The sequence below is a fragment of the Pseudomonas sp. GM48 genome (assembly GCF_000282335.1).
Classification (GTDB): Bacteria; Pseudomonadota; Gammaproteobacteria; order Pseudomonadales; family Pseudomonadaceae; genus Aquipseudomonas.
Map to the genome: position 1 here is coordinate 42261 of NZ_AKJM01000002.1, position 12047 is coordinate 54307.

Consider the following 12047-nt stretch of genomic DNA (forward strand, 5'->3'; position numbering starts at 1 on the left):
CTTAGCGGTCCACGTCGGCCATAACGAAATCGATACTACCCAGGTACGCAATCAAGTCCGCGACCATGCTGCCTTTGATCACCGAAGGGATCTGCTGCAGGTGCGGGAAGCTTGGGGTACGAATCCGGGTGCGGTAGCTCATGGTGCCGCCATCGCTCGTCAGGTAATAACTGTTGATGCCCTTGGTCGCTTCGATCATCTGGAAGGACTCGTTGGCCGGCATGACCGGACCCCACGAAACTTGCAGGAAGTGCGTGATCAAGGTTTCGATGTGCTGCAGGGTGCGCTCTTTCGGCGGCGGCGTGGTCAGCGGGTGATCCGCCTTGTACGGGCCTTCCGGCATGTTGCGCAGGCACTGGTCGATGATCCTGATGCTCTGGCGCATCTCCTCGACACGCACGATGCAGCGGTCGTAGGCATCGCCATTGGCGGCCAGCGGCACTTCGAATTCGAAGTTCTCGTAGCCCGAGTACGGGCGCGCTTTACGCAGGTCGAAATCGCAACCGGTCGAACGCAGGCCGGCACCGGTGACACCCCATTCCAGGGCTTCTTTGGTGTTGTAGTCGGCGACACCGATGGTCCGGCCACGCAGGATGCTGTTGTCCAGTGCGGCTTTCTGGTATTCGTCCAGACGCTTGGGCATCCACTCGACGAAGTCCTTGACCAGTTTTTCCCAGCCGCGCGGCAGGTCGTGGGCGACGCCACCGATGCGGTACCAGGCCGGGTGCAGACGGAAACCGGTAATGGCTTCGATCACCGTGTACGCGCGCTGGCGGTCGGTGAAGGTGAAGAACACCGGGGTCATGGCGCCGACGTCCTGGATGTAGGTACCCAGGAACAGCAGGTGGCTGGTGATCCGGAAGAACTCGGCCATCATGATGCGGATGACGTCGACCTTCTCGGGCACCTTGATGCCGGCCAGCTTCTCGACCGAGAGCACGTACGGCAGGTTGTTCATCACGCCGCCGAGGTAGTCGATACGGTCGGTGTACGGGATGAAACTGTGCCACGACTGACGCTCGGCCATCTTCTCGGCACCACGGTGGTGGTAACCGACGTCCGGTACGCAGTCAACGATCTCTTCGCCGTCCAGCTGCAGGATGATGCGGAACGCACCGTGCGCGGACGGGTGGTTCGGGCCGAGGTTGAGGAACATGTAGTCCTCGTTCGGGCCGGAACGCTTCATGCCCCAGTCTTCCGGCTTGAAGCGCGCAGACTCTTCTTCGAGCTGTTGCTTGGCCAGGTTCAGGGTGAACGGGTCGAATTCAGTGGCGCGGGCCGGGAAGTCCTTGCGCAGCGGGTGACCTTCCCAGGTCGGCGGCATCATGATGCGCGACAGGTGCGGGTGGCCTTTGAAGTCGATGCCGAACATGTCCCAGACTTCACGCTCGTACCAGTTGGCATTCGGCCAGATACTGGTGACGGTCGGCAGGCTGAGGTCGCTCTCGGACAAGGCGACCTTGATCATTACGTCACTATTACGTTCGATCGACATCAAGTGATAGAACACGGAGAAGTCGACGCCGTTCGGCAGCCCTTGACGCTTGGTGCGCAGACGCTCGTCCACACCGTGCAGGTCATAGAGCATGACGTACGGCTTGGGCAGGTTACGCAGGAAGGTCAGGACTTCGACGAGTTTGGCACGGGCAACCCAAAGCACCGGCATGCCGGTGCGGGTAGGCTGGGCGGTGAACGCCTCCGGGCCAAAACGGTTGTTCAGTTCGACGACCACATCCTGGTCGTCTGCCTTGTAAGGCGGGATGTACAGAGCACTGCCTGTAGTCATGGTTATTTATCGCTTTCGGTCAACGTAAAGAATGAAGCCAGGTTCTCGTTCTATGGAAAGAAGCAGATCTGGATCAGACTTCGTCGGGGCTGCGCAGGTTGGTTACCTGAATACGCTGTTCGCGGCGCTTTTCCTTCTCGGAAGGCATCTCGGCGCGATACACGCCTTGATCGCCAACGACCCAGGAAAGTGGGCGACGCTCCTGGCCAATCGACTCCTGCAACAGCATCAAGCCTTGCAGGAAAGCTTCAGGGCGGGGCGGGCAGCCAGGCACGTAGACGTCCACGGGCAGGAACTTGTCCACCCCTTGAACGACAGAGTAGATGTCGTACATGCCACCGGAGTTGGCGCACGAACCCATGGAGATGACCCATTTAGGCTCAAGCATTTGCTCGTAGAGACGCTGAATGATCGGCGCCATCTTGATGAAGCAGGTACCGGCGATAACCATGAAATCCGCCTGGCGCGGCGATGCCCGGATAACCTCGGCGCCAAAGCGCGCGATGTCGTGGGGCGCCGTGAAGGCGGTGGTCATTTCCACGTAGCAGCACGAAAGACCGAAGTTATACGGCCATAGGGAGTTCTTGCGCCCCCAGTTGATCGTGCCGTTAAGCACGTCTTCGAGCTTGCCCATGAAAATGTTTTTGTGGACTTGATCTTCTAACGGATCGGAAACGGTTTCCCGCTGGCCAATCGGATACTGCTCGTTAGGAGCATCGGGGTCGATCCTGGTGAGATTGTATTGCATTGCCAAAGCCTCATTGTTTCAGCTTCGCTTGCCGCTTGCGCCGAGCTTCCGGAGCCCAGTCAAGGGCGCCCACTCGGAATAGGTAGACAAGGCCTGCCAACAGAATTGCTATGAAAACGAGAGCTTCGACGAATCCGGTCCAGCCGCTTTCGCGGACGGACACAGACCATGCAAAGAGAAAGAGGGCTTCGATATCGAAGATCACGAAAAGCATCGCGACCAGATAGAATTTGGCTGAGAGCCGCAAGCGGGCGCCACCTGTAGGTAGCATGCCGGACTCGAACGGTTCGTTTTTGCTGCGGCCCCAGGCTTTTGACCCGAGTAGGCTGGAAACACCGAGCATGAAGGCGCAGAGGCCGACGACGCCTAGAAGGAAAATGGCAAAGCCCCAGTTGTGGGCCATGAGTCCTGTCGCTTCGGGCATGCTGGTAATCCTTAACAGAGAGCAAAGGTCTCTGAGCTTGAAAAGAAACAAAAGCAGTGACGATATGTCGCAGCAATCAATCCCGCTGATTTTATGGCTAAACACCCGGCAAGTAAAATTCCTGTAGCGAAATTATTTACAGGAATAAGGACATAACGCACCTCCGAAGCCCGGCAGCCCATGCGTTGCGGGCATTAGCCGGCTTTTCATCAATTATGTTTTGTAGGGAATGTAACGAACATAGTTGCCGCTAAATGATAATCAATATTGTTTGGCTTGGTTTTTAATCTGTTTGTTCTGCGGCGAGTTGGGAAGTTGTCTTATATGGGTGTTACAGCAAGTAGCGGCGGGGGGGGGTTTAGCGGATTTTTCGGGTGGCGATGGCGCTCTGGATCAATGATTTGCCTCTGGCGTCACCGTCCAGTGTGGGAGCGGGCTTGCTCGCGAATGCGGTTCATCATTCACCGCTGATGGCGACTGATGCGACGCTTTCGCGGGCAAGCCCGCTCCCACACAAATTGGTGGTGTTTGTTGGATTCCACGCAAAAAAAAACGCCCCGAACCAGTCGGGGCGTCAGATGTGCAGCGCTGCGGTTAGCTTTCTATCGGGTCTGCAGCGGCTGATGTCTCAGGCGAAGCAGATCAGTGGAACTGTTCTTCTTCAGTCGAACCGGTCAGCGCGGTCACCGAAGACGAGCCACCCTGGATCACGGTGGTCATGTCGTCGAAGTAGCCGGTGCCCACTTCCTGCTGGTGAGCCACGAAGGTGTAACCCTTGGCGGCGTCAGCGAATTCCTGCTCTTGCAGCTTCACGTAGGCAGTCATGTCGTTGCGGGCGTAGTCGTGCGCCAGGTTGAACATGCTGTGCCACATGTTGTGAATGCCGGCCAGGGTGATGAACTGGTGCTTATAACCCATGGCGGACAGTTCGCGCTGGAACTTGGCGATGGTCGCGTCGTCCAGGTTTTTCTTCCAGTTGAAGGAAGGCGAGCAGTTGTACGACAGCAGTTGGTCCGGGTATTCCTTCTTGATCGCTTCAGCGAAGCGACGAGCCTCGTCCAGGTCCGGCTTGGCGGTTTCGCACCAGATCAGGTCGGCGTACGGGGCGTAGGCCAGGCCGCGAGCGATCGCCTGGTCCAGACCGGCGCGCACTTTGTAGAAGCCTTCCTGGGTACGTTCGCCAGTCACGAATGGCTGGTCGTACGGGTCGCAGTCGGAAGTCAGCAGGTCAGCAGCGTTCGCATCGGTACGGGCCAGAATGATGGTCGGGGTACCGGCAACGTCAGCTGCCAGACGGGCAGCGGTCAGCTTCTGTACGGCTTCCTGGGTAGGAACCAGTACTTTGCCGCCCATGTGGCCGCATTTTTTCACGGAAGCCAGCTGGTCTTCGAAGTGAACGCCGGCGGCGCCTGCTTCGATCATGCTCTTCATCAGCTCGTAAGCGTTCAGTACGCCGCCGAAACCGGCTTCGGCGTCAGCCACGATTGGCGCGAAGTAGTCGATGTAGCCAGCGTCGCCCGGGTTCTTGCCGGCTTTCCACTGGATCTGGTCGGCACGACGGAACGAGTTGTTGATGCGCTTGACCACGGTTGGAACCGAGTCCACCGGGTACAGCGACTGGTCCGGGTACATCGATTCGGCGGAGTTGTTGTCCGCAGCCACTTGCCAGCCCGACAGGTAGATCGCCTGGATACCGGCTTTGACTTGTTGTACGGCCTGGCCGCCGGTCAGGGCGCCCATGCAGTTGACGAAATCTTTCTCAGGACGGAAGGCCGGCTTGGCACCCTGGGTGACCAGGTTCCACAGCTTCTCGGCGCCCATTTTTGCAAAAGTGTGCTCAGGTTGAACCGAGCCACGCAGGCGGACGACGTCAGCAGCGGAGTAAGTGCGTGTCACGCCTTTCCAGCGCGGGTTTTCAGCCCAGTCTTTTTCGAGGGCTGCAATTTGCTGTTCGCGTGTCAGTGCCATGGGAGATAAACCTCGTCGCGTCTTTATGAAAAGTTGTTCTGCGGTGGAAAATTCCTGCGCTCGCTGACCAGAAGCTTAAGCAGTCAAGTCGGATTCGGCGGGGAGGGCGACGGGAAGAACGATGGGCTCGAGGGGAAGTGAGCAGGTAAAGGCGAACTGCGGGCGCATTCGGGCGTCGTGGGCCTTGGTACGAACATCAGTGTGGTGCCGGGTTACCTAATTACGCTTCCGTCCCTCGGGACAACTTCGTTCCAGTCGACAACCTCGTCAAACACACCTTGTGGGCGGTACAGACACGAAGCGGTTCGCGGGGGTAGGTTGCGAACATCGCCTCGAAGGCCCTTGCCAGGGCCCCTGATTAGCGGGAGCGAGGCCATCATGCCTTCGCTTTTTTGGCTCGTCAAACGTTTTGTAGTGCTTTTTTTCAGGCACTACATCTTTGGTCTAATACGACTCGTCAGTCAGTTTTTGGTGGTTTAGTCCAAGGTGTCGACTTTCACCCGCAAAGTCATGTCGTTGCGGCTCTGGGTTGAGTAGCTGCGGGTCTGGCCCTGTTTGTCGGCCTGGGTCTGGCCATTGACCCCGGCCAGCAGGATCCACTCACCGAGGTGGCCGGTGACGGTTGTGTCGGTACTTTGTACGTTCACTACATCGGAACGTTCCTGGCTCATGCGGTCACGGTTGGTACTGATCGACAGGTGAACGATGTCGCCGGTGACGTTTGCCGTGACGTAGAAACCCTGGGTGACATTGCGGTACTCGGTCTGGCTGCTGTAACCGCCATAGGCGTCGCTCTGGCTGCTGGTGATCGGCACGCTCTGGCCGACCTGGATCAGTGCCGGTGCGCCTTCGCTGGCCTGCACTTGCTGGATGCCGCCGTCGCGACTGTCGGTGCTGTAGTTGACGATGCGGGTCTGGCTTGGCTTGGCGCCGTTCACCGAGTAACCCTGGTCGCCCTGGAAGTTGTTGTCGCTGGTGTCGACGGTGATCAGCAGGCGCTTGGGTGCCGTATCGAGTTGCGAAAGAAGGGCTTTAAGTTCGTCGATCTTGCGCTGGTCGGCGTTGACGATCAGTTGATTGCCATAGGCGCTGACTTGCCCCTCCTTGCCGATGAAGTCCTGTGCTACCGGCAACAGGTCGGCGCTGGTGTGGTAGTTCAGGGGCACGATTTCGGTGGCTGCCATGACCGAAAAACTGCAGGCCACCAGCAAGGTGCTGAGCAGGGTGCGTAGGGACATATCCGTTATCTCCGCCAACTTGAATTGATGATAGTGCCAGTTTGTCGGCCTGGAGTGGCGCTAGTTGAATCCTGGACAGCAAAACGCCCCGGCATCCGAAGATGGCGGGGCGTTTTGTGGTGTTTGCATGTTGCTTTTTGTGGTGAGGGGGCTTGCTCCCGTTGGGGCGCGAAGCGGCCCTAAAAGCTTGGGTCTGCTACGCAGCCCAGCGGGAGCAAGCTCCCTCGCCACAGGGTTTTAAGCAGAGTGTCGCACCATGTCCACATGCGGAATCCCGGCTTCCAGGAACTCCTCACTGACCATGTGAAAGCCCAGGCGCTCATAGAACGCTGTGGCTTGTACCTGAGCGCTGAGCATCTGCTGCTTCAATCCGCGCTCTTCGGCTTCGCCAATCACCGCTTGCATCAGCGCATCGCCGACCTTCAGACCGCGCCAGTCCTTGAGCACCGACACCCGGCCGATGTGACCGTCAGGCAGCAGGCGGGCGGTGCCAATCGGAAAGTCGCCTTCGAACGCCAGGAAATGCACGGCGGTTGCATCGTCGGCATCCCATTCCAGCTCAGGTGGAACGCACTGCTCGGCGACAAACACCGTTTCACGAATGCGCCGGATCTCGGCGTTGTCCTTTTGCCAGTCTGCGACACGTACGTGAATCTTATTCATCGGCAAACCCCAGGCTTCCTTGCTTGACCAGTTCGCACAGCAAGCCGCGGCCGTCTTCATCGCTCAACCATTCGCCGAGGTTGTCGGCGTGCAGCGCGTCGGCGGCGCAGATCATCTTCAGCAATTCGCGCAGTTTGCCCGGCAGATAACGGCTCTGGCCGCTGGCGAACAGCAGCAGGTCGTCATCGACTTCGGACCAGGCCAGGCGTGCGCTCGGGTTGCGAATCAGGATTGCGCCTTGCTCCAGTTCGTTCATGAAGTCGTCTTCTGCGACGTCTTCCGGGCCTACCACCAGTTCCGGGTAGCGTGGCTCGGTCATGAACTGGCCGAACCAGGTCAGCAGCAGGCGCTCATCGCTCATGTGCTCGGCCAGAAGGAGTTTCAAACGGTCGAGTGCGTCGCGCTGGATCTGGTGAGGATCGGCTGTCGGCAGGGCGTCGGCGTCGGTGTAACGTTCTTCGTCCGACAGGAACTGGCTGAGGAAGTCAGTGAAGTGGGTCAGCACTTCGGCGGCGCTCGGTGCGCGGAAGCCGACCGAGTAGGTCATGCATTCATCCACGGCGACGCCGCAATGGGCCAGGCGCGGTGGCAGGTAGAGCATGTCGCCGGGTTCCAGCACCCACTCGTCGGTCGCTTCGAATTCGGAGAGGATGCGCAGGTCAGCGTGGGTCAGCATCGGGCTTTCGGAGTTGCACATCTGGCCGATTTTCCAGTTGCGCTTGCCGTGGCCTTGCAGCAGGAACACATCGTAGTTGTCGAAGTGCGGACCGACGCTGCCACCCGGGGCTGCGTAGCTGATCATCACGTCGTCGATGCGCCAGCTCGGCAGAAAGCGGAAGTTTTCCAGCAGTTCGCTGACTTCCGGCACGAATTGATCCACGGCTTGCACTAGCAGGGTCCATTCGCGTTCCGGCAGCTTGCTGAATTCGTCTTCGGCGAACGGTCCGCGACGCAATTCCCATGGACGTTCGCCGTTCTCGATGATCAGGCGCGATTCGACTTCTTCTTCCAGTGCCAGGCCGGCCAGTTCGTCGGCGTCGATCGGGCTTTCGAAATCAGGAATCGCCTGACGGATCAGCAGTGGTTTTTTCTGCCAGTAGTCGCGCAGGAATTCCCGTGCCGTGATGCCGCCCAGAAGTTGAAGAGGAGTATCAGGATTCATGTGTAACCTATTGAAAAAATGCACTTTTCAGACGGGAATAAAAACGCCCGGCGCGGCCGGGCGTCTTAAAAGGGTCTAGCGATCGATCAGATGCGTCTGGCTTGCTCTACAGCGTTGCCGATGTAGTTCGCCGGGGTGAGCAATTTCAGCTCGGCCTTGGCGGCGGCCGGCATGTCCAGGCCGTCGATGAAAGTCTGCAACGCTTCAGGGCTGATGCCCTTGCCGCGGGTCAGTTCTTTCAGTTTTTCGTACGGGTTTTCGATGTTGTAGCGACGCATCACGGTCTGGATCGGCTCGGCCAATACTTCCCAGCACGCGTCCAGGTCGGCGGCAATCTTCTGCTCGTTGAGCTCCAGTTTGCTGATGCCCTTGAGGCTGGCTTCGTACGCGATCACGCTGTGGGCGAAGCCGACACCGAGGTTGCGCAGTACGGTGGAGTCGGTCAGGTCGCGCTGCCAGCGGGAGATCGGCAGCTTGCTCGCCAGGTGCTGGAACAGTGCGTTGGCGATGCCCAGGTTGCCTTCGGAGTTTTCGAAGTCGATCGGGTTGACCTTGTGCGGCATGGTCGACGAACCGATTTCGCCAGCGATGGTGCGCTGTTTGAAGTAACCCAGGGAGATGTAGCCCCAGATGTCGCGGTCGAAGTCGATCAGGATGGTGTTGAAGCGAGCGATTGCGTCGAACAGCTCGGCGATGTAGTCGTGCGGTTCGATCTGCGTGGTGTACGGGTTGAAGCCCAGGCCCAGCTCGTCTTCGATGAAGGCGCGGGCGTTGGCTTCCCAGTCGATCTCGGGGTAGGCCGACAGGTGAGCGTTGTAGTTGCCGACAGCGCCGTTGATCTTGCCCAGCAGCGGAACGGCGGCGACTTGAGCGATCTGGCGCTCCAGACGGTAAACCACGTTCGCCAGTTCTTTGCCCAGGGTGGTCGGCGAGGCCGGTTGACCGTGAGTGCGCGACAGCATCGGCACGTCGGCGAAACGGATGGCCAGTTCACGGATGGCGTTGGCGGTCTGGCGCATCAGCGGCAGCATCACGTCATCACGGCCTTCACGCAGCATCAGGGCGTGGGACAGGTTGTTGATGTCCTCGCTGGTGCAGGCAAAGTGGATGAATTCGCTGACCTTGGCCAGTTCCGGCAGCTTGGCCGCTTGCTCTTTGAGCAGGTATTCGATGGCTTTGACATCGTGGTTGGTGGTGCGCTCGATCTCTTTGACGCGCTCGGCGTGCTCCAGAGAGAAGTTTTCCGCCAGGGTGTTGAGCACAGCGTTGGCTTCGGCGGAGAACGCCGGCACTTCGCTGATGGCAGGGTGAGCGGCCAGGCGCTGGAGCCAGCGCACTTCAACCAGAACGCGGGCACGGATCAGGCCGTACTCGCTGAAAATTGGGCGCAGGGCCTGGGTTTTGCCGGCGTAGCGGCCGTCAACAGGGGAAACCGCAGTGAGCGAAGAGAGCTGCATGGGGTGTTCTCGGACAGTCGGGCAACGAAATGGGGCGCGTATCATACATGAAAAAATCCGCCGGTCCGTCGCCAACTGACCGGCGTATTACGCGTAACACGGTGTAAAGGTCTGCTGATGCGAGTTATTCGTTACGCATCAACGGGTAAAGCTCTTTCAGCAATTTGCGGCGGCTGATCACCAGCTGCCAGCGATGACCACCCAATTGCCGCCACAGGCGTGCCGAACGGATGCCGGCCAGCAGCAGGGCGCGAATTTTCGAGGCATTGCTCGGTTGTTGCAGGTTGCGCATGTCGCCGTGCACCTGAATGCGCTGGCGCAGGGTGCTCAGGGTGTCCTGATACAGCGCGCCGCAGGCAGCGATCACGTTTTCGTGAGCCGGGCCGAAGTGCTCGACCTGGGACTGAATCTGCGGCAGGCGTTTGCCGATCGCGTCGAGCATGTCATTGCGCTTGGCCAGTTGGCGCTCAAGGCCGAGCATGGCCAGGGCGTAACGCAGCGGTTCGCGTTGCAGGGCGCTCGGATCGCGTTCGAGGGCACCGATCAGTGCGCGATAGCCTTCGCGCAGGTTGATGTCGTCGCCACCGTAGACTTCCAGGGTGTCCTTGGGGTCGCGGATCAGCAGGCTGCCGAGCATGCAGGTCAGGCCGGCTTCGTTGGTCTGGCCGGTTTTGGCAATCCTGTCCACCAGCACCGCGGCGAGAAATACGCCGCCCAGTGCTGTCAGTTGCTCCTGAATTGGGTTCATAGGGCCTGGCCCTTGCTCGTCCATGGTTCCGCTATTTCGATCACGCCGCCACCGAGGCAGATTTCGCCGTCATAGAACACCACGGACTGACCCGGAGTGACCGCGCGTTGCGGGTCATCGAAGGTTGCGCGATAACCCGTGGCGGTTTTTTCCAGGGTGCAGGGCTGGTCGCTCTGGCGATAGCGAACCTTGGCGGTCAGCTTGCGTGGCTGGCTGAGATCGATCGGGTTGACCCAGTAGATATCGGAAGCAAGCAGGGCGCGGGAGAACAGCCATGGGTGGTCATTGCCCTGGCCAACGATCAACTCGTTGTGCTCCAGGTCTTTGATCAGCACGTACCACGGCTCGTCACCGGCGTCTTTCAGCCCGCCGATGCCAAGGCCCTGGCGCTGGCCGATGGTGTGATACATCAGGCCGTGATGACGGCCGATGATTTCGCCTTCAGTGGTCTTGATCTCGCCCGGTTGCGCCGGCAGGTACTGCTTGAGGAAATCGCTGAAACGGCGCTCGCCGATAAAGCAGATTCCGGTGGAATCCTTTTTCTTCGCGGTCGCCAGCTCGTATTTCTCGGCGATGGCACGTACTTGCGGCTTTTCCAGTTCACCGACCGGGAACAGGGTCTTGGCGATCTGTTCGCCGCCGACGGCATGCAGGAAGTAGCTCTGGTCCTTGTTCGGGTCCAGGCCCTTGAGCAGTTCGGTGCGGCCATCGATGTCACGGCGACGCACGTAGTGACCGGTGGCAATCAGGTCGGCGCCGAGCATCATGGCGTAGTCGAGGAACGCCTTGAACTTGATTTCGCGGTTGCACAGGATGTCCGGGTTCGGCGTGCGTCCGGCCTTGTATTCGGCCAGGAAGTGCTCGAACACGTTGTCCCAGTACTCGGCGGCGAAGTTGGCGGTGTGCAGCTTGATACCGATCTTGTCGCACACGGCCTGGGCATCCGCCAGGTCATCCATGGCGGTGCAGTACTCCGTTCCATCGTCTTCTTCCCAGTTCTTCATGAACAGGCCTTCCACCTCATAGCCCTGCTCGATCAGCAGGAGGGCGGAAACGGAAGAGTCCACGCCGCCGGACATGCCGACAATGACGCGCTTCTTTTGTGTGTCAGAAGGGGCTGGATCACGCATAGGGATTCAATGAGTGTCTTGAAAAAGGACGCGATTCTAACAGGCTGGAGCCTGCATGGCTAAAGAGAAGGACGGATCAATTCAAGGCCGAAGTGAATGCCAGCCAGATAGTCATCGATGCAGCGGATGATCAGCTCGCTGCGCCAGTTGCCGCGCTGTTCGATTAATTCCTCGCGGGTCAACCACTTGGCGCCGACGATGCCGTCGTCCAGTTGATAGTCTGCGTGGTGTTTCAGCGGTTTGGCGATGAAGCAGACCCGCTGGTAGGTCACGCCGTTGCTCGGGGCTGTGTAGAGGTAAATGCCCAGTACACCGGTCGGTTCGACGTCCCAGCCGGTTTCTTCGAGGGTTTCGCGGATAGCGGCTTCGGTGAGGGTTTCATTCGGGTCCAGGTGGCCGGCGGGCTGGTTGAGCACCGTTCGTCCGTGCTTGAGTTCTTCGACCATCAGGAAGCGGCCGTTGTCTTCGACGATGGTGGCGACGGTGATGTGGGGTTTCCAGTCCATGAGATCTCCTCGAAGTTGAAATGCTGTCCCTGTGGGAGCGGGCTTGCTCGCGAAAGCGGTGGGTCAGTCAATGAAGGTGTTGAATGATAAACCGCTTTCGCGAGCAAGCCCGCTCCCACATTGGGTCGGGTTTCACTGATAAAAATGTGTACAGCCAGTTTTTTCGAGGGGCTCGCGCACGGCGGCTTCGGTGAGGGTGGCGACGGTGATGTGGGGT

11 protein-coding genes are annotated in these 12047 nt (G+C 59.2%); all 11 read right to left on the bottom strand.

Annotated features, from left to right (window positions below):
• Position 1: 1 nt before the first annotated feature.
• Positions 2–1786, bottom strand: coding sequence for an NADH-quinone oxidoreductase subunit C/D (gene nuoC, locus PMI28_RS27930; RefSeq protein WP_007981273.1), 1785 nt, complete (start codon positions 1784–1786; stop codon positions 2–4).
• Between the two features lie 73 nt (positions 1787–1859).
• Positions 1860–2534 (bottom strand): NuoB/complex I 20 kDa subunit family protein, encoded by a 675-nt coding sequence (locus PMI28_RS27925; protein WP_007970441.1) that lies wholly within the window; start codon positions 2532–2534, stop codon positions 1860–1862.
• Between the two features lie 10 nt (positions 2535–2544).
• Positions 2545–2958, bottom strand: coding sequence for an NADH-quinone oxidoreductase subunit A (locus tag PMI28_RS27920; RefSeq protein ID WP_003223812.1), 414 nt, complete (start codon positions 2956–2958; stop codon positions 2545–2547).
• Between the two features lie 642 nt (positions 2959–3600).
• On the bottom strand, positions 3601–4926 hold the full coding sequence (gene aceA / locus PMI28_RS27915) for an isocitrate lyase (RefSeq protein ID WP_007970439.1): 1326 nt from the start codon (positions 4924–4926) through the stop codon (positions 3601–3603).
• Between the two features lie 476 nt (positions 4927–5402).
• Positions 5403–6164 (bottom strand): secretin N-terminal domain-containing protein, encoded by a 762-nt coding sequence (locus PMI28_RS27910; RefSeq protein ID WP_007981274.1) that lies wholly within the window; start codon positions 6162–6164, stop codon positions 5403–5405.
• A 237-nt stretch (positions 6165–6401) separates the two neighbouring features.
• Positions 6402–6827 (bottom strand): GNAT family N-acetyltransferase, encoded by a 426-nt coding sequence (locus PMI28_RS27905; RefSeq protein WP_033063012.1) that lies wholly within the window; start codon positions 6825–6827, stop codon positions 6402–6404.
• Positions 6820–7989: a ribosomal protein uL16 3-hydroxylase gene (locus PMI28_RS27900; protein ID WP_007981276.1), complete on the bottom strand. Its 1170-nt coding sequence runs from the start codon at positions 7987–7989 to the stop codon at positions 6820–6822. The genes PMI28_RS27905 and PMI28_RS27900 overlap by 8 nt, the downstream gene beginning before the upstream one ends.
• 86 nt (positions 7990–8075) lie before the next feature.
• On the bottom strand, positions 8076–9446 hold the full coding sequence (gene purB / locus PMI28_RS27895) for an adenylosuccinate lyase (protein WP_007981277.1): 1371 nt from the start codon (positions 9444–9446) through the stop codon (positions 8076–8078).
• Between the two features lie 124 nt (positions 9447–9570).
• Positions 9571–10194, bottom strand: a complete 624-nt coding sequence (gene hflD / locus PMI28_RS27890; RefSeq protein WP_007981278.1) for a high frequency lysogenization protein HflD — start codon at positions 10192–10194, stop codon at positions 9571–9573.
• Positions 10191–11324, bottom strand: coding sequence for a tRNA 2-thiouridine(34) synthase MnmA (gene mnmA / locus PMI28_RS27885; RefSeq protein WP_007981279.1), 1134 nt, complete (start codon positions 11322–11324; stop codon positions 10191–10193). Before mnmA ends, hflD begins: the two co-directional genes overlap by 4 nt.
• Positions 11325–11383: 59 nt before the next feature.
• A complete protein-coding gene (locus tag PMI28_RS27880) occupies positions 11384–11830 on the bottom strand; it encodes an NUDIX hydrolase (protein ID WP_007981280.1) in 447 nt (148 codons plus the stop codon).
• Positions 11831–12047 lie beyond the last annotated feature (217 nt).

Bases quoted from the DNA above. Each gene is read 5' to 3' on its own strand.
- PMI28_RS27925 (WP_007970441.1), bottom strand. From the start codon at position 2,534: ATGCAATACAATCTCACCAGGATCGACCCCGATGCTCCTAACGAGCAG.
- PMI28_RS27880 (WP_007981280.1), bottom strand. From the start codon at position 11,830: ATGGACTGGAAACCCCACATCACCGTCGCCACCATCGTCGAAGACAAC.
- hflD (WP_007981278.1), bottom strand. From the start codon at position 10,194: ATGAACCCAATTCAGGAGCAACTGACAGCACTGGGCGGCGTATTTCTC.
- mnmA (WP_007981279.1), bottom strand. From the start codon at position 11,324: ATGCGTGATCCAGCCCCTTCTGACACACAAAAGAAGCGCGTCATTGTC.
- PMI28_RS27900 (WP_007981276.1), bottom strand. From the start codon at position 7,989: ATGAATCCTGATACTCCTCTTCAACTTCTGGGCGGCATCACGGCACGG.
- PMI28_RS27905 (WP_033063012.1), bottom strand. From the start codon at position 6,827: ATGAATAAGATTCACGTACGTGTCGCAGACTGGCAAAAGGACAACGCC.
- purB (WP_007981277.1), bottom strand. From the start codon at position 9,446: ATGCAGCTCTCTTCGCTCACTGCGGTTTCCCCTGTTGACGGCCGCTAC.
- nuoC (WP_007981273.1), bottom strand. From the start codon at position 1,786: ATGACTACAGGCAGTGCTCTGTACATCCCGCCTTACAAGGCAGACGAC.
- aceA (WP_007970439.1), bottom strand. From the start codon at position 4,926: ATGGCACTGACACGCGAACAGCAAATTGCAGCCCTCGAAAAAGACTGG.
- PMI28_RS27920 (WP_003223812.1), bottom strand. From the start codon at position 2,958: ATGCCCGAAGCGACAGGACTCATGGCCCACAACTGGGGCTTTGCCATT.
- PMI28_RS27910 (WP_007981274.1), bottom strand. From the start codon at position 6,164: ATGTCCCTACGCACCCTGCTCAGCACCTTGCTGGTGGCCTGCAGTTTT.